The organism is Zobellia alginiliquefaciens, assembly GCF_029323795.1.
In the GTDB taxonomy this organism is placed as follows: domain Bacteria; phylum Bacteroidota; class Bacteroidia; order Flavobacteriales; family Flavobacteriaceae; genus Zobellia; species Zobellia alginiliquefaciens.
The window spans coordinates 2,999,427-3,017,133 of record NZ_CP119758.1 but is presented as its reverse complement, the minus strand read 5'-3'; the positions used below and the strand labels follow the sequence as shown (position 1 = coordinate 3,017,133).

The 17,707-nt window shown below is 38.4% G+C and carries 13 protein-coding genes; 6 read left to right on the top strand and 7 right to left on the bottom strand.

Features of this window, described 5'->3' with window-relative positions:
* Positions 1-181: 181 nt before the first annotated feature.
* Positions 182-2,860, bottom strand: coding sequence for a TonB-dependent receptor (locus P0077_RS12635; RefSeq protein ID WP_276165596.1), 2,679 nt, complete (start codon positions 2,858-2,860; stop codon positions 182-184).
* Positions 2,861-2,908: 48 nt separating this feature from the next.
* Positions 2,909-3,754, bottom strand: a complete 846-nt coding sequence (locus P0077_RS12630; protein ID WP_194526117.1) for a GLPGLI family protein — start codon at positions 3,752-3,754, stop codon at positions 2,909-2,911.
* A gap of 198 nt (positions 3,755-3,952) precedes the next feature.
* Here P0077_RS12630 and P0077_RS12625 point away from each other — a divergent pair, with 198 nt between their 5' ends.
* Positions 3,953-4,567, top strand: a complete 615-nt coding sequence (locus P0077_RS12625) for a deoxynucleoside kinase (protein ID WP_194526116.1) — start codon at positions 3,953-3,955, stop codon at positions 4,565-4,567.
* A gap of 7 nt (positions 4,568-4,574) precedes the next feature.
* Here P0077_RS12625 and P0077_RS12620 read toward each other — a convergent pair whose 3' ends face one another.
* Positions 4,575-5,582 (bottom strand): App1 family protein phosphatidate phosphatase, encoded by a 1,008-nt coding sequence (locus P0077_RS12620; protein WP_276165595.1) that lies wholly within the window; start codon positions 5,580-5,582, stop codon positions 4,575-4,577.
* A gap of 180 nt (positions 5,583-5,762) precedes the next feature.
* Between P0077_RS12620 and P0077_RS12615 the strand changes: the two genes are divergently transcribed.
* Positions 5,763-6,467, top strand: a complete 705-nt coding sequence (locus P0077_RS12615) for an energy transducer TonB (RefSeq protein WP_276165594.1) — start codon at positions 5,763-5,765, stop codon at positions 6,465-6,467.
* A gap of 57 nt (positions 6,468-6,524) precedes the next feature.
* Here P0077_RS12615 and P0077_RS12610 read toward each other — a convergent pair whose 3' ends face one another.
* The 4 genes from P0077_RS12610 to P0077_RS12595 all read right to left on the bottom strand — a co-directional run bounded on the left by P0077_RS12610 (position 6,525) and on the right by P0077_RS12595 (position 13,428).
* Entirely contained in the window at positions 6,525-8,900 is a 2,376-nt protein-coding gene (locus P0077_RS12610) for a sodium-translocating pyrophosphatase (RefSeq protein ID WP_276165593.1), read from the bottom strand.
* Between the two features lie 108 nt (positions 8,901-9,008).
* Positions 9,009-9,536: an inorganic diphosphatase gene (locus P0077_RS12605; protein WP_276165592.1), complete on the bottom strand. Its 528-nt coding sequence runs from the start codon at positions 9,534-9,536 to the stop codon at positions 9,009-9,011.
* A 194-nt stretch (positions 9,537-9,730) separates the two neighbouring features.
* Positions 9,731-12,232, bottom strand: a complete 2,502-nt coding sequence (locus P0077_RS12600; RefSeq protein WP_276165591.1) for a DUF5686 family protein — start codon at positions 12,230-12,232, stop codon at positions 9,731-9,733.
* Between the two features lie 218 nt (positions 12,233-12,450).
* On the bottom strand, positions 12,451-13,428 hold the full coding sequence (locus P0077_RS12595) for a pyruvate dehydrogenase complex E1 component subunit beta (protein WP_276165590.1): 978 nt from the start codon (positions 13,426-13,428) through the stop codon (positions 12,451-12,453).
* Between the two features lie 174 nt (positions 13,429-13,602).
* Between P0077_RS12595 and P0077_RS12590 the strand changes: the two genes are divergently transcribed.
* The 4 genes from P0077_RS12590 (at position 13,603) to P0077_RS12575 (ending at position 17,610) form a co-directional block, all read left to right on the top strand.
* Positions 13,603-14,343: an electron transfer flavoprotein subunit beta/FixA family protein gene (locus P0077_RS12590; protein ID WP_276165589.1), complete on the top strand. Its 741-nt coding sequence runs from the start codon at positions 13,603-13,605 to the stop codon at positions 14,341-14,343.
* A 107-nt stretch (positions 14,344-14,450) separates the two neighbouring features.
* The gene (locus P0077_RS12585; protein ID WP_276165588.1) at positions 14,451-15,419 is read left to right on the top strand and encodes an electron transfer flavoprotein subunit alpha/FixB family protein; all 969 of its coding nucleotides are present in this window, start codon (positions 14,451-14,453) and stop codon (positions 15,417-15,419) included.
* A gap of 85 nt (positions 15,420-15,504) precedes the next feature.
* On the top strand, positions 15,505-16,134 hold the full coding sequence (locus tag P0077_RS12580) for a bifunctional nuclease family protein (protein WP_194529711.1): 630 nt from the start codon (positions 15,505-15,507) through the stop codon (positions 16,132-16,134).
* An 18-nt stretch (positions 16,135-16,152) separates the two neighbouring features.
* The gene (locus P0077_RS12575; RefSeq protein ID WP_276165586.1) at positions 16,153-17,610 is read left to right on the top strand and encodes a NupC/NupG family nucleoside CNT transporter; all 1,458 of its coding nucleotides are present in this window, start codon (positions 16,153-16,155) and stop codon (positions 17,608-17,610) included.
* Positions 17,611-17,707 lie beyond the last annotated feature (97 nt).

Below are 17,707 nucleotides of genomic sequence, written 5' to 3'. Positions count from 1 at the left end.
AGCATTTTTTCGTTTTTATTGCCGTTTTGGCTCAAAACAGAGGTTGCAATCAGTCAAATCCCTCCTCTTTATTTTAATTAGGACGCAAAAATATAAAAAATGTTGAGTTCCCTATCTTAATATGATGTTATTTATTGAATCAATTGATAAATTAATTTAACCCATATAGATTTAAGACAGGCTACAGGTCATATTTTACCGAGAAGAGTACATACCGTGGCTGTACAAAATAAGCTTCCGTTGTAAAAAACAAATCGTTTGTACTATCCCTATTTAATGTGGTCGTATTTAATAGATTAGTTCCTTTTACGCCATATTCCCAGCGGCTATCTTTCTTCTGGTAGGTTAAGTTAGATTCAAGAAAGCTATACTTATTATCGATTGTATTCTCCTTGTCCGTATAATTATAATAGTCATAATCTACCGTAAAAATAAAGTTCTTCAAAAAAGCGGCATCAAAACGGGCATACGGTCTACTGGTGTAATATGTGGTTTCTAAATTTCCGTTTTCATAGTTATTTACGGTATATCTGTAACCCAGTTCCAAGTTGGGGGCATTCTTAAAATTAGTTGATAATGCGCCCGTATAATTCTGAGTGAACGAATTAGAAGTACGTTGCTGACCGTCTACTAAGTTATTGGTTGTAGACCAACCAACATTAGCACGTGCAGATGCTTTTATCTTACCAAAGGTTCGCTCGTACCTTCCGTTTGCGGTTAACGACTCATCTTCAAAATTAGAATTGATCGTAGTACTTACTCTATTGATTCCAATTATATCGGCATTATTTTTTAGTGCGTCTATACGTTTGGTGTAGGCTACATTCGCAAAAATATTAGTAAAATTGAACATATTGAAGCTAAAGAAATTCAAGGAAAGGTTATGATTAAGTGCACTTTCCAAATCTCTATTCCCATTATAAAGCGAGTTATAATTATTCAATACATACCCTTGCGCAAAATTACTGACATCAGTAAAAGAGCGTGTCACCCTATAATTAAACCGTATGTTTTCTGATTTTTTAAGTTGTGCGTTTATATACATGTCCGGCAACAGTGACGTAAGGTTATCCTCTACCACACTACCCAATTGCTCGTTCTTAACATTATACTGATGGAGAGTAACCCCAGGATTAAATGTAAAAATTCCCGCTATTACTTTATAGTGAAACCCCAAATAAAGATCGGAGACATTGAAATTCACATCATTTTCAAAATCACTTCCCATCATATCCAAGGTGGTTTCATTATCTAAAACCTGAAAGATATCCGAGTTGAAATTCTGATGACTTTGCGTTGTACCCAACGTAAAATTTATATTGCTTTTAGAACCCAGCACCCTATAATAATCAACCTTTGCATCTACTTTATTGGTAACTATATTTTTAGATTGATTTAAATTATACAAGCTCTGATTTTCATCTACCGGAAAAATATCCACAAAGGCAAACTCATTACGAATTGCTTCATAAAAAGGGTCTTCATCTTGATATAAGTGTTGCGCCTCTACAGCAAAAATGTTCTTTTCATCTAAGGTGTAGTATATATTAAGATTTTGATTTACCGATAAAGGTTTTTGTTCTTTTACCTCAGAAATTTCATCCGTAATATCGGATATTGAAAGTACATCCACTACCTCATTATCATCGGATTGTTTTAAAAGTCCGTCATAGTCCAACTGAAAATTGGCATTGGGCTTATACCTCGCACTCAATTTTGCCAATCCAAGATGAACCGTCTGATCGGTATTGGTTGTAGCATTCTCCACATCATTACTAGCTATATAAGCAGTATTTCGCTCAGATTTCATAAGCGTTCCGGTATAGGAATAAATACCAAATCCACTTAAGTCAAGTCCATCCGTTGGCGCATAGCTAAAGTTTACCGCAGCAAACTTGGTATCTATATCGTTAGCCCTATTATTTTGAGTAGTAGAAAGGCCTAAACCATCTGCTCCCGTAGCAATGGAACTGCCTCCTCTAGAATTTATATTTCTAAAACCTCCCGTGAAATTCCTATAATCATTACGGGTAAACGGCACCTCGCCAATGTTATTTAAATCCGTAATAATATTGATGCTGTATTTAGGACTGTAATAAAACAATTTTGGGTGGGCCAAATACCTATCATCAGGACCATACCCCGCCGTTATCTCCCCAAACCAAAAGTTCTTTTTCCCTTCTTTTAACCTTATGTTCAAAGCCACATTATCATCGTCATTTGTAAGGCCTTTCATTTGTGAAACCTCATTAAAATTCCGTAACACTTCAACTTTACTCAACGCATTTGCCGGAATATTTTCAACGGCCAATTTAGAATCACCATCAAAAAAATCTTTCCCCTCAACCATAACTTTACTCACGGTTTTTCCTTCTACCTCAATCTGCCCATCATCATTTACCTCAATACCCGGTAGGTTCTCAAGCACATCTTTCAACTTTTTCTCCGTACCGGAAACAAAGGAGTCCGTGTCATAAACAATAGTATCGCCCTTTACAGACACCGGCATTTCATAGGTTACCTCTACCTCATCTAACTGCGCCGCCTGCTCTTGCATTACAATATCCTTAACCGCATCAACATCTGTAGCAGTAAACGTGAAAGATTCAGTCTTAAACCCTAAGTAACTTACCTTTACCGTATACTGAAATCCAGATTTAAGCTTCAATTTATATAGGCCTGCGTGGTTCGTAATTCCATAGGACTCCAAACCTTTAGTTTCGGTATTAATGGCTATAACATTGGCCATATCCACACCTACCCCCAGACTGTCCTTAACCGTACCTGTTAGCGAAATTTCTTGGGCCCAGCCCATTGCAACCACCAAGAAGAAGGTGATAAGAAATAATAGATTCTTCATTATTATTTTTGTAAGATGTGAAAAGTAACTTGTTTATGGAAAGAACTACTACTGGGGTCGTCCGCCTCCCCGACCTCCTCGGTTTCTGAAATTTTCACGCATCTCTTTCATTTTTTCTTGCGAGATTTTATCATATTCCGCTTGGGTCACTTTTTTACCCTTGCTAGGTGCCTTGATCTCTATTTTTTCATTTGGGTTCAAAGTAATTTCCGAGCATACTATTGTAGTAATATCATCACTTACAGCAAGTATTAATCCTGGAAGCCCCCAATATGTAGACGGACCTTGATTTACGGGTATTTCTGGTGTATACCATGCTACAACCTCTACTTCTTTTATTGTGAATTCCTCTTCTTTTTTCTCCTCTTCATTATCTCTATTGGGTCTACGGAAAATAGCCCTCATATTCGGTCTTTTTATTGTCTTGGTAGCCGTTGCTTTGAACGCCGTATAATTGCCTATTTGCTTGGTATCGCTCTCTAGTTTCCAGTCTAGTTTTTCCAACTCATCATCAACAAGAAAAATTTTACCCAAAAGCTCATTCTTTACTAAATACCTCTGGTCTTTTATATTCTTGTACAAATCTCCATCTGTACCTGACATTCCTCCAAACCTTGGACCACGCCCTCCTTGTCTACCTCCGGGCTGCTCTAATTGCTCTTCTTCTTCGTAAATGGATTCTGTTTGGTTAAAATTAAGTTCAAAGGTTTTTTCATTGGCCTTCTTTATACGCTCCATTATCTCTTTTTTACGATCTTCAGGCATTTGTCTATTGCCAAAATCCATATCTACTTGCGTCTTACTAAAGTAAACTGCCTTTCCCTGAAAATCTTGAGCTTGTAAGCTTCCGTAGAACAAAACAAAGACCAATACTATATACCATCTATTTTCCATAATGCTAGTTAGTTAATATGATTTTAAGACTGTTTAAATATCATTTGGTTTAATCCAACTAGAAAAAGAAATTTTTAAAACACCGTACATTTTTTATATTGTGAATAAAATATGTTTTTACTTCCTAGAGTTATCTTGTATCTTGTACCTTCTAATTCCACTAGGAACAACAACACAACCATTAATTAATAAAGCTCTATGCACATAGCAGTTGCCGGAAACATCGGTGCAGGAAAAACAACCTTAACAAGGTTACTAGCAAAACATTACAACTGGGAAGCCAATTTTGAAGATGTAGTAGACAACCCGTATTTAGATGATTTCTACAATCAAATGGAACGCTGGAGTTTTAACCTTCAGATTTACTTTTTGAACCATAGGTTTCGTCAAATCCTTCAAATTAGGGAAAGCGGCAAGGATATTATACAGGATCGTACCATTTACGAAGATGCCTATATTTTTGCGCCCAATTTACATGCCATGGGCCTATTGACCAATAGAGATTTTGAAAATTACAAGAGCCTTTTTGAGTTGATGGAGAGTTTGGTACAACCACCCGATCTACTTATTTATTTACGTAGTTCCATTCCTAATTTGGTAAAGCAAATTCATAAAAGGGGACGGGAATATGAAAATAGTATTTCCATTGACTACCTAAGCCGACTTAATGAACGTTATGAAGCTTGGATTCATGGGTACACAAAAGGGAATCTTTTGATAATTGATGTAGACGATTTGGATTTTGTTGATCAGCCTGAAGATTTAGGAACAATCATCAACAAAATAGATGCCGAAATTAATGGCCTTTTCTAAACGATCGTTAAATTACAAATCCATTTTCTCGCGCATGATCAATTGCCTGTTCACTACTTTCCACGAGTAGCACAGGTGTAGTTTTGTAGGTTTCAAACAATCCGCTTACGCGTTCCATTTTTCTTTTGTGAGCCACACTCCTCAAATAAATGGCACTTATTTGATTGGGATATTGTTCTGCAATTTCCTTATAGATATCCGCATCATGCTCACCACTATCCCCAATTAAGATAAATTTTAAACTCGGATAAGTTTTTAGAATGTTCAATATTTCCTTTTGTTTTTGGGGTTTTTCACCCTGCTTCCTTCTTAAGCCCAAACGCGGAAAGTTTCGCAATAGAATTGGCCCTTTAGGAAAATTATTTTTCTGCAGAAAAAATTCTAAATACCTATACAGGTTCCATGGGCTGTGACTCACATAAAAAATAGGATTCGCCTCTTTTCCGGAACTACCCCTATGCAATAACGAATAAAACTTGGCCGCACCTTCAAGAGGCGTACGCTTGCTTGCCCTTTTAAATAGCGTATTGAATACCACACGCCATTTTAATGATGATACAACACCTGTATGCAAAATGGTATCATCTATATCGCTAATCACCCCAAAACGGGCATTTTCCGATGGAATCAACAACTCACCCGGAAAACGGTTCTGATGTAAAACCTCCCGTCTTAAATTACTATTGGCATAAGACATTTCGTAGCTTAGCCAACCTTCTTCATTGGTCAGTTCCCTAAGATTTTCCAAGGGTTCATCAAAAATATAATACCCCCTACCATCCGTTTTTCCTGTAAACGACTTACCGCTACCTAGCTTCAACCTAACCGGCGTATTTCTGATCTCATCCGTTTCAAATCGCTTGTAGCTATTCCAAAGTAAGTTTATGAAACCCTTTCTAGACAAATCTATTTCCTCGTCCTCCAAAGCTCTTCCCCGCGCATAAAAATGCGAATCGGTACCATAGCTCTGAAAAGCAATAATCTGCAACTTATCTTTCTTACCGAATAATCCCATAGTAACATCAAATATACTTAAATATAGCACTTAACCCCACCTTTAAAGCCGTCAAAAGTCCGGTTCACGCATTCAAAGTAAAGCTTCACTCATTACCCATTTTTAATATAAAAGTCTAGAAGTAAGTTTAGATATGTTTAACCAAGCCGATTTAAACAAAAGGCATTAAATACATTGAATATGGAACTCAAGAAAAACCCTAAGAAAGATCTTAACCACCAACGCCCTATTTATTTTCTGTTTGGACTGCTATTTGTTCTCATGCTGACACTTGCTGCATTTGAATGGAAAACGTATGACAGTACCTATGATTACGATATCTCAATGAACATTGAGGACGAACTCACCGAAGAGCTCCCTATTTTAGTTGAATTTAAAACACCACCTCCACCAAAACAGATTCAGGCGCCACCAATTATTGAAGTGATCGATGATGAGGACGAGGAAATTGAAGATGTATTTGAATCTACCGAGACCGATCAAAACGAAGAAATTTTAGAAGTGTCCGATATTGAGGTTTTGGAAACGGATGAACCTGAAGAAATGTCATTTATGGTTATTGAAGATGTACCCGTTTTCCCTGGATGCGAAAATGAAAAAAACAAAAGAGCTTGTTTTCAAAAAATGATGAACAAACACATTGCCAAGAACTTTAGATATCCTGAACCTGCGCAAGAAATGGGCATTCAAGGCAGAGTGAATATCATGTTCGTTATTCAGAAAGATGGAAGCATTGGAAGTGTTCAATTAAGAGGACCGGACAAGAGTCTTGAAAAAGAAGCCAAGAGAATTATTGATAAGCTTCCACAAATGAAACCTGGTAAGCAAAGAGGTACACCTGTGCGGGTTCCTTTTAGCATTCCCATCAACTTTAAACTTCACTAGAAATCATAAATAAAGGGACTGTTTTACAGTCCCTTTTCCCACGTAAAATTGAATTAGCTATTTTTTAATATCAATTTTTTCAATGGTGATTTCGGTTTCTTTACCTTTATTCAACTGCACACCTTTTTCAAAAGCCATCAGTTGGTCCTTTACATCGGATTCGGTTCCTTTGAAAACCTTTTCTTGAACCAATTTCTCTCCGTTTACAACGGTAGTATAAGCAATTGTTCCCTCGGCCATATCCGCATCAAAGGCATTCATCTCAATTTTAATTTCGTTATTCTTTTCAATTTCAGCCAAACCCGTTGTATTCATTGCAATACTTGGCGCAATAACCAATGCCACTACGGACATTAATTTTAAAAGAATGTTTAACGAAGGGCCTGACGTATCTTTAAAAGGATCACCAACAGTATCGCCCACAACGGCTGCTTTATGCGCATCCGTACCTTTACGACCATCTGATTCTATCATTTTTTTAGCGTTATCCCACGCACCACCGGCATTAGATTGAAAGATTGCCATTAACACGCCACAGGTAGTTACACCAGCCAAAAGACCACCTAACATCTCTGCACCACCAATAAAACCTACTGCCACAGGTACAGCAATAGCCAGCAAACCTGGTAACACCATTTCTTTAATAGATGCTTTTGTAGAAATATCCACACATTTATCATATTCTGCATATCCATCAGCGGCATCAAAAATGGCTCGCTGCTCAGGCGTTGCCTTAGACATATCTGCATCTACTTCTCGCATAACCTGCAAAGCCGCTTTTAACTGAGGAATATCCCTGAATTGACGTCTTACCTCTTCAATCATAGCCATAGCAGCACGACCCACAGCGTTCATGGACAATGCCGAAAACACAAAAGGAAGCATACCTCCGACTAAAAGTCCAGCCATAATCTTAGGCTGAGAAACATCAATAGAGGTTACATTAGCCACCTTCATAAAAGCGGAAAAAAGAGCCAAAGCCGTCAGCGCCGCAGAAGCAATAGCAAAACCCTTACCAATTGCCGCTGTAGTATTACCAACCGCATCCAATTTATCCGTTCGCTCCCTAACCTCAGCAGGCAATTCTGCCATCTCTGCAATACCTCCCGCATTATCGGAAATAGGTCCGTAAGCATCTACCGCCAATTGGATTCCGGTATTCGCCAACATACCCACAGCAGCGATTGCAATACCATATAAACCAGCAAAATGATGTGATACCAAAATTGCAGAGGCTATTAAGATAATAGGAATCATAGTAGACATCATACCTACACCCAAACCGGCAATAATATTGGTTGCCGCACCTGTTTCCGATTGTTTTACAATGGAATTTACCGGTTTTGTTCCGGTGCCCGTGTAATATTCCGTAATCTTACCCACACCCAAACCAGCTACCAAGCCGGCAATAGTTGCAATGAATATACCCATTGCCCCCATTGGAAGACCTTCTACACTCTCAGGAATTAAAGCATTAATTATAAAATAAGAAGCAATTACCATAAGGCCCGCAGAACCAAATTCGCCAATATTCAATGCCGTTTGCGGGTTTCCGCCATCCTTTACTTTCACAAAGAAGGTTCCGATAATTGACATGATAATTCCCACCGCAGCAAGAACTAACGGTAAATACACGGCCCCCATTCCTCCAAAATCCGGAGTAATAATAAAAGCACCTAAAACCATGGTTCCGATAATTGAACCTACATATGATTCGAACAAATCTGCTCCCATACCGGCAACATCCCCCACATTATCACCAACATTATCTGCAATAGTAGCAGGATTCAACGGGTGATCTTCTGGAATACCAGCCTCAACCTTACCTACCAAATCCGCACCAACATCTGCTGCTTTCGTATAAATACCACCTCCTACACGTGCAAAAAGTGCAATAGAAGAAGCTCCTAAAGAAAATCCGGAGAGTACATTCAATACCAATCCTAAATTATCCGCGCCGGGCCACATGCCTTGGTATAACATAAAAAGACCACTTAGCCCCAAAACACCCAAACCAACAACACCAAGTCCCATCACAGCTCCTCCGGCAAAAGCAACCTCAAGTGCTTTACCCAAAGATGTACGCGCAGCCTGTGTTGTTCTTACATTGGCCTTAGTTGCTACTTTCATGCCAATAAAACCGGCCAACGCAGAACATATGGCTCCTACGATAAAAGATAGGGCAACCATTCCGTTAGAGCCTACCTCATTGCTTCCTTTAAAGTAAAGGAGCACTGCAACGGCCAACACAAAAATTGCAAGGATTTTGTACTCGGCTTTCAAGAAAGACATTGCTCCATCTGCAATGTTCTTTGCTATCCGTGCCATTTTGGCGTCACCTTCGTCCTGTTTGCTCACCCATACATTTTTGACGAAAACGAACACTAGCGCCAATATTCCAAATACTGGCAAAAATTTCACTACTAATTCCATTCGAGTTGATATTTAAGATTTCTAATGTCAACTAAAGTAATGAAATTGATCTTATAAAAAAAAGCCTTTTTTATTGCTAAAAAAGGCTTTTAATAAGGTGATAATTATTTATATCGTAAAAGTGCGTTTCTTCTTCAAATCACTTTCATCATAACGTTGAACACATTCGTGATAGATTTGAACGGCCTCTTCGGCATCGCCCCACCCACCGGTATCAACTTTCTTCTCTTCCAAATCTTTATATACCTGGAAGAAATGCTCAATTTCTTTTAAACGATGCGGATTTAAATCACTTATATCATTATTATTGCTCCAAATAGGGTCCGATACAGGAACACAGATAATTTTCTCATCAGGTCCCTTCTCATCGGTCATATGGAAAACACCAATTGGCTTAACTTCCATAACCACCATAGGATAGGTTGGCTCCGTACCCATTACCAAGACATCTAGTGGATCTTTATCCAAAGCCAAAGTTTCAGGAATGAAACCGTAGTCTCCAGGATACATCATAGATGAGAAAAGCATACGATCAAAACGTATCTTATTCAATGTAAAATCGTATTCGTATTTATTTCTACTTCCTTTTGGAATCTCAATTAAAACGTCAAAAGTTATGTTTGCTTTTTTTCCCATTTTTTAGGTTTATTTTACAGCTGCGAAGGTACAAAATTGCATACGTGCCAAACCCCAAATTTCGAAAAAACATCAGGCTTTTCTGTAATAATTAGAATTCTTAAATTCTTAAGACCTTCATGATGTAAATAATGAATTTATTCACAACAAATCCTAAACAATTCTAAACGAATGAACTACAAAAAAACATCCTACTAGAAGTCAAAACCAAATGTTCCGGTAACACTGAAAGGACGGGCATCTGGAGCATCTAAATAGTTACCCCTAAAATTAAAGTCTATTCTAAGAATCTTAAAGATGTTTCCAATACCGAACGAATACTCGTAGTAAATTTTATCCGAGGGTGCTTGCAAGGGTGTATTTACCGTAGCAGGTGCACTTAAGGCTATATTCTCATCGGATAAATCTCCCCAAACCCCTCTAAGTCCAATAATTTCACGCAAATTTAGTTTTCTCAATAAGGGCACCCTAGAAAAAAGGCGACCATTGAAATTATGCTGAAGGTGCAACGCGACATACGTATCCGTAACAAATTCATAAAAATCAAGATTAGGAAAAGTCCCGTAATTAGAAAAGAAGGTTTGGTTACCTGGCACAACATTCAACAGACCTAGGGGTACATCATTAAAGGTTTTTCCCATTTCCAAAGTTGAGAACAACCTACCAAAGCCCCCAATTTGCCATGGCTGGCTATATGAAAACTGTAATTTACTGTAACTAAAATCACTATCAAAAACCACATCTACCCCCTTTGTATAACTTAACAATAAGGTACTATAGTCATCGTTCATACCTTTACGTTCCACACCATAACCAATGGTTCTTTTTCCTGGAGTATAAATTAATAAGGCATTAAAATCAAATTGACGGATTTCCGAAGACACCCCTGTTGGCGATTCCGGATCAACATAATCTAGGCTAAAATCATCTGGTAACGCAGAACTCAAGGTCCTAAAAGCCCCTCCAACGCCAAACCTGAGGTTAGTTACAGGTTCTATTTCTATATTAAAGGTACTTAGGTTGATATTGGTAAGCCTATTATTGGCCCCTACCGTTACTAAAGATGAGGAAGCAATACTTCTGCCGAGCACATCATTGGTAGCCGTTAAACTCACCCCTAGCTGTTCAATATCCCGTCTATTACCTCCTGAAATTATAAGTCGGTTTTTTCTATCCAACAATAACTTACCGGATACACCATGCTTTAATTTATGATCTTCAAAACCATAAGCGGCATACCCCTCTACTCGCCATAGGTCATTTTCGCCAAAATAGGAACGAGCCCCTAAACGCACACGTGGTCCTTCTGCTTGGTTGTAACCAAAAACATCGTAAACAGAACCGATATCCATATTCCATTTATCTATTTCCACATAACCGCTTCCCAGGATACTGACCAGATTGTAGTATGATTTAAATTTGGGAACAGTCTTTAAGGTATCCAATAACTGATAGATTCCTTTTTCGTCCTTATTCAAGGATTCAAGTCTATTGTTTTCCCAAAAGGTACTATCCCTGTTTAAAACTGTTGGGTCATAAGGGTTACTCTCAACTTTATAAAATTCTTTGGGTTTCTTCTTATCGAACTCGTAGTTATCAAAAACGGTGGTACGTTTTCCATACATACCCCTTGACTCTTCTTTTTTCTGAAAGCTGAAATCGCTCATCATATAATCCCTCTTTAGAAGAAATACCGAATCGTTAACGACTTCAAAATCCTGTTCAATATAGATTTCCTTAACCCAGTTGATGTTGGCGCTTTTGGTAACCTCAAGATTAATGTTCTTTACAGCGTACGTACTATCGTTCACCCAGAAATCTCCCTTAAAGGTAAGTTCGTTCTTTCTTCTTGGATAATAGACAATATTGTAACACCACTTATCCTCTATAAAAGCACTGTCTCGTAACGCGTAATTATAAACATCAACACCTGTTCTTGACAAAGGACTTGTGAAACTTTTATCAAAGAATTTTAAGTAATTATCATATATATCATACTCTTGATAGAGATCGGCAACAAAAGCTATGATAGCCTGGTTGTTATCAAAACCTGAGTTTTTATTTCCTAAGATGTCTTCTTTTTCTTGATCAAGACGATTATCTCCATAGACTTTAGAGAAAGTTTCGTTCAAAAATATCGGCAGGTAGGTTTTGCCTGTTATGCGGGAAGTATCTAAATCTTTAAAGACAAACTCTAATCCTTTAAAAATCTTCTTTTTCATTAAGGCACTATCAATAGTATTGAGGTCAAACTCTACCTTTTCATACTTCTCAAAGGCATATTGATCAAACTTGCTCAGACCGTTCTCCCGCTTCTTTGCCCAAATTTTTCGCAAAATGTCTATGGCAGGGTTATTTTTCTTAGGTTGTTTTCCCCCAACAAGCACAACTTCATCTAATTGTTGTGAAGACTCTTTCATGATCACATTCATCTTATAGGTCACTTTAGAGGTAAGTGGCACCTCTACATTCTCGTAACCGATAAAAGATATAACAAGGGTATCATGAGTATCATCGGACTCCATGTAAAAATTACCATTGTCATCTGTGATCGTCCCCTCGTACGAACCTTTAAAAATAATATTGGCGAAAGCTACCGGCTGGTTATCTTCGTCTACAACTATACCGCCAACTTTTGTTTGCGCACCGGCAAGAAAAGAAAAAAGCAGCAACACACATAATAGAAGGTTTTTCATTGAAGAAATTTTCTCTGTACTTTATAAACAAATAATGTACCAGAAGAGATTATATTGTAAATCCAGGTTTGTTTTTATTCAAAAAATTAAAACGCTATCATATTTCTTTCACAAAAGCCTGAATCCATGCTAAAAAATTCAAAACCGAACCGTTAAAAAAAAATGCTTCGCCAACACTAAGTCGGCGAAGCAAAAGTACCTTTACAAATTTATTATATCTATTTGTATAACACTTTCTTAACAGCATTTACCACATCTGTATGATTTGGCAACCACTCTGCTAGCAATACAGGAGAATACGGAGCAGGTGTATCTGCAGTATTTATCTTCTCTATGGGCGCATCTAGGTAATCAAAAGCATTAGACTGTATATGAAAGGTTATTTCTGTCGCTACGTTACCAAAAGGCCAAGCTTCTTCTAAAATAACCAAACGGTTTGTTTTCTTCACTGATTTTAAGATAGCATCATAATCCAACGGCTTTACAGTACGCAAGTCAATGATTTCACAGCTAATCCCTTCTTTTTGAAGTTCATCTGCCGCCTTATCTGCCTCTTTAATTATTTTCCCAAAAGATACGACAGTAACGTCAGTACCTTCTCTTCTAATATCGGCAACGCCTATCGGAATAGTATATTCCCCTTCCGGAACTTCACCTTTATCACCGTACATCTGCTCAGATTCCATGAAAATAACCGGATCATCATCACGGATTGCAGATTTCAACAATCCTTTTGCGTCTGCAGGGTTAGATGGCACAATCACTTTTAGACCTGGACAGTTAGCATACCAGCTTTCAAAAGCCTGTGAATGCGTAGCTGCCAATTGACCGGCCGAACCAGTAGGTCCTCTAAAAACGATAGGACATGGGAATTGACCACCGGACATTTGACGAATCTTAGCCGCATTGTTGATGATCTGATCGATACCCACTAAAGCAAAGTTAAAAGTCATGAACTCTATTATAGGACGGCAACCGGTCATAGTAGAACCAACGCCAATACCAGCAAAACCAAGCTCGGCAATAGGTGTATCTATAACGCGTTTAGCGCCAAACTCATCTAGCATTCCTTTAGAAGCTTTGTAAGCGCCATTGTACTCGGCCACTTCCTCACCCATCAGGTAAACTGACTCGTCTTTTCTCATTTCTTCCGACATCGCCTCGACAATGGCTTCCCTAAATTGTAATGTCTTCATATTATATGGAGTATCTTTTTGTTATGAACGTTAAAAACGCAAGCAAAAATAGGAAAATATATATCAAATAAAGGGCTCTCAGAATCAAAAAAAGTTATAAAAAATACTATGCATGCATAGTATTTTTGAAAAAGTTTACATATCTTCGTGTGGATTATAAACAGCTTTATAGACATGAAAATATTAGTTTGCATAAGTAACGTTCCTGATACGACCTCCAAAATTAACTTTACGGATGGTGATACAAAATTTGATACCAATGGTGTACAGTTCGTAATCAACCCTAATGATGAGTTTGGTTTAACACGTGCCATGTGGTTCAAGGAAAAACAAGGCGCTACAGTACATATTGCCACGGTTGGCGAAGCTAGTGTAGAACCAACAATGCGTAAAGCATTGGCCATAGGTGCCGATGAAGCCATTAGAGTCAATGCTGCACCTACTGATGGATTTTTTGTTGCTGAACAATTGGCAAATATTATTAAGGACGGAGCCTACGACCTTGTTGTAGCCGGAAGGGAAAGTATTGATTATAACGGAGGGATGGTACCTGGTATTTTAGCCACACTTTTAGGGATGAACTTTGTAAACAGTTGTATTAGCCTTGAAGTTGAAGGGGCTACAGCCACCGCTATAAGAGAAATAGACGGCGGAAAAGAAACGGTACAAACATCATTACCTCTAGTTATTGGCGGGCAAAAAGGACTCGTACAAGAGAGCGATTTAAAAATACCTAACATGCGTGGTATTATGATGGCCCGAAAAAAGACGCTTAACGTAGTAGAGCCCATTGATGCTACAGTTGCAACCAAGGATGCCAAATTTGATAAGCCCGTAGCCAAAGGTGCCGTTAAGTTGGTTAATTCTGCAGATGAGCTAGTAGACTTACTTCATAATGAAGCCAAAGTAATATAAGTGCTATACAGATTTCCAATCTCATTAGATTGTTCCAATAGACCAAAAAAACATTGGAAATTAACTCAAATAGCAAAGATTATCTCAACAAAATAAAACAATACACAATGTCAGTATTAGTATATACAGAATCCGAAAACGGAAAATTCAAAAAGAGTGCTTTTGAAGTGGCATCATACGCCAAGGCTGTAGCAGACCAATTAGGTTCGTCGGTAACGGCAATTTCTTTTAATACCGAAAATAATGATGAATTGGGAGCTTACGGAGTTTCTAAAGTATTAAATGTAACTGATGACAAGTTAGCTACGTTCAATGCCTTAGCTTACGCCAACAGCATAGAGCAAGCCGCAAAAAGCGAGAGCACCCAAGTAATTATAGTAAGCTCTAGCACCAACAGTAAATTCCTAGCACCAATTCTAGCGGCAAAATTAAAAGCGGGTTATGTTCCCAACGTTGTTGCCGCACCAGAGAGTACTTCACCCTTTACGGTAAAACGTACTGCTTTCAGTAACAAAGGCTTTGCCCATACGGAAATCACTACAGAAACCAAGATAATAGGTGTCTCCAATAACGCTTTTGGCGTGAAAGAAAATCAAACCACTGCAGCAGTAGAAACGTTCAATGCAGAATTAAATGATACCGATTTTGCAGTTAAATCCATTGAAATAGATAAGGTCGCCGGTCAGGTTAGTATTGCAGATGCGGATATTGTAGTATCCGGAGGAAGAGGACTTAAAGGTCCTGAGAACTGGGGAATGATAGAACATCTTGCTGAAGTTCTTGGAGCGGCAACAGCTTGTTCCAAGCCCGTTTCAGATATGGGATGGAGACCACACGGCGAGCATGTTGGTCAAACCGGTAAACCTGTTGCATCCAATCTTTACATTGCTATTGGTATTTCTGGAGCTATTCAGCATTTAGCAGGAGTGAGTGCTTCTAAAACCAAAGTTGTTATCAACTCAGACCCTGAAGCACCATTTTTTAAAGCCGCAGACTACGGAATTGTGGGCGATGCCTTTGAAGTAGTACCAAAACTCATCGAAAAATTAAAGGAATTTAAAGCTCAGAACGCTTAATTTTTGTTAATTTGCGCTCATTAAAGGGCTGTTTAAATGCATGGTACGCCCGTATTTAAACAGTCTTTTTTATTTTAATGAATCTATGAGCTTAGTAAGGTTAAAAATAAAAGGTATTTCCTATAGCCAAACACAGAATGGGGCTTATGCCCTTATTTTAAATGAAGTGGAAGGCGATCGCAAACTACCCATTGTCATTGGTGCTTTTGAAGCGCAGTCCATTGCGATTGCTCTTGAGAAAGAAATAAAACCACCCAGACCTTTGACTCACGATTTGTTCAAAAACTTCTCAGACCGCTTTGATATTGTCATCAAACAGGTCATTATTCACAAGTTAGTAGACGGTGTTTTTTACTCGAGCATTATTTGTGAGCGTGATAAGATTGAAGAAATTATAGATGCAAGAACAAGTGATGCCATTGCTTTAGCACTTCGTTTTAATGCACCTATTTTTACGTATAAGACCATTTTGGACAAAGCGGGAATCTTCCTAAAATTCTCTTCAAAAGATAAAGAAAAAGAAGAAACGGACGACAGTATTGTGGTTGACGAAATTCTACAGGAAGGCGAAACCGTTGAAATTGAATCCGGTGCAACCGATGGCTATACAGAACTTTCAATTGATGAGCTTCATAAAGAACTTGATCAAGCCGTGGCCAATGAAGATTACGAAAAAGCGGCGAAGTTACGAGACGAGATCTCAAAAAGAAACTGATAAACAAGCAAGTACCTTATGAAAATCAACCCTTGGATTGTTCTGCTTGCCTTATTTTTTATTTTTCCATCCATAGCACAAGATAGTATTGCCACAGCTATCCCCGATGTCTCCGAAACAATTTTGCTTAATGATGTTGTTTCAGAAGGTGAGAATGGCATCAAACCTAACGCAGGCTTTAGCCTGAACAGTTTAGGCAGAGGTGTTTTAGGAATGGCAGTACTATTGATTATTTCATTTTTATTCAGCTCGAATAGAAAGGCCATAAACTGGAAAACAGTTGGCATAGGTCTAACGCTACAACTTTTCATTGCTATAGGAGTCTTAAAAGTACCTTTTATACAAAAGGGGTTTGAGTCCATTGGTGAAGTTTTTATCAGTATTTTAGGATTCACCCGTGCGGGTAGCAAATTCCTTTTTGAAGGTTTAGTTGTCGACACCAATACATTCGGCTACATTTTTGCATTTCAGGTATTACCTACCATTATATTCTTTTCCGCACTTACCTCATTGTTATTCTATTTAGGAGTAATCCAGAAAGTGGTTAGGGCATTGGCGTGGATGCTTTCTAAAACATTGGGTATATCTGGAGCCGAAAGTCTCTCCGTTGCCGGAAACATCTTTTTAGGTCAAACCGAAGCGCCGTTATTGATCAAGGCGTATTTGGAAAAAATGAACCGTTCGGAAATACTTCTGGTAATGATCGGTGGTATGGCTACCGTTGCCGGCGCTGTTTTAGCCGCTTACATTGGCTTTTTAGGTGGTGAGGACAAAATGCTGCAATTGGTTTTTGCGAAGCACTTACTAGCCGCTTCGGTCATGGCAGCACCAGGAGCTATCGTAATCTCAAAAATATTGCATCCACAAACGGAAGTCGTTAATACCGATATTGAAGTTTCAACGGAAAAAATCGGTTCAAATATGCTAGACGCCATAGCTAACGGAACAACAGAGGGTTTAAAGTTAGCTGTCAACGTCGGTGCCATGCTTTTGGTTTTCGTGGCTATGATCGCCATGGTCAATGGTATTTTAGGATATGCAGGAGACCTGACGAATTTGAATGATTGGATAGTAGAAAATACAGCTTATAAAAAATTCTCTCTAGAAGCCATTCTCGGGACCATATTTGCTCCCCTCATGTGGTTGATAGGCGTTGCAAAAGAAGACGTTATGTTCATGGGGCAATTATTGGGCATAAAGCTAGCAGCAAGCGAATTTATTGGCTACAAACAACTGGCCGAGCTTAAAGATTTAAGCAGAGGCGCTAACCTTACTTATAACAAATCTGTTATTATGGCCACTTATATGCTCTGCGGATTTGCAAATTTCGCTTCCATAGGAATTCAAATTGGCGGCATAGGCTCCTTGGCTCCAGGTCAGCGCAAGACACTTTCAGAATTTGGGCTTAAAGCGGTTTTAGGTGGCTCTATCGCTTCTTTATTATCTGCAACCATTGCAGGTATGATTTTGGGGTAACCCTGGATTTGATTTTCCAGCGAAAAAATTTCGGTTAATAAATTACTAATAACTCAGAGTAGTAATTCCTTCACCTTTTTCCATTACCCATTATCTT

Excerpts from the sequence above, each read along its gene's own strand:
- P0077_RS12630 (WP_194526117.1), bottom strand. The coding sequence starts at position 3,754 with ATGGAAAATAGATGGTATATAGTATTGGTCTTTGTTTTGTTCTACGGA.
- P0077_RS12575 (WP_276165586.1), top strand. The coding sequence starts at position 16,153 with ATGAAAATCAACCCTTGGATTGTTCTGCTTGCCTTATTTTTTATTTTT.
- P0077_RS12620 (WP_276165595.1), bottom strand. The coding sequence starts at position 5,582 with ATGGGATTATTCGGTAAGAAAGATAAGTTGCAGATTATTGCTTTTCAG.
- P0077_RS12600 (WP_276165591.1), bottom strand. The coding sequence starts at position 12,232 with ATGAAAAACCTTCTATTATGTGTGTTGCTGCTTTTTTCTTTTCTTGCC.
- P0077_RS12635 (WP_276165596.1), bottom strand. The coding sequence starts at position 2,860 with ATGAAGAATCTATTATTTCTTATCACCTTCTTCTTGGTGGTTGCAATG.
- P0077_RS12580 (WP_194529711.1), top strand. The coding sequence starts at position 15,505 with ATGAGCTTAGTAAGGTTAAAAATAAAAGGTATTTCCTATAGCCAAACA.
- P0077_RS12625 (WP_194526116.1), top strand. The coding sequence starts at position 3,953 with ATGCACATAGCAGTTGCCGGAAACATCGGTGCAGGAAAAACAACCTTA.
- P0077_RS12585 (WP_276165588.1), top strand. The coding sequence starts at position 14,451 with ATGTCAGTATTAGTATATACAGAATCCGAAAACGGAAAATTCAAAAAG.
- P0077_RS12615 (WP_276165594.1), top strand. The coding sequence starts at position 5,763 with ATGGAACTCAAGAAAAACCCTAAGAAAGATCTTAACCACCAACGCCCT.
- P0077_RS12605 (WP_276165592.1), bottom strand. The coding sequence starts at position 9,536 with ATGGGAAAAAAAGCAAACATAACTTTTGACGTTTTAATTGAGATTCCA.
- P0077_RS12595 (WP_276165590.1), bottom strand. The coding sequence starts at position 13,428 with ATGAAGACATTACAATTTAGGGAAGCCATTGTCGAGGCGATGTCGGAA.
- P0077_RS12590 (WP_276165589.1), top strand. The coding sequence starts at position 13,603 with ATGAAAATATTAGTTTGCATAAGTAACGTTCCTGATACGACCTCCAAA.
- P0077_RS12610 (WP_276165593.1), bottom strand. The coding sequence starts at position 8,900 with ATGGAATTAGTAGTGAAATTTTTGCCAGTATTTGGAATATTGGCGCTA.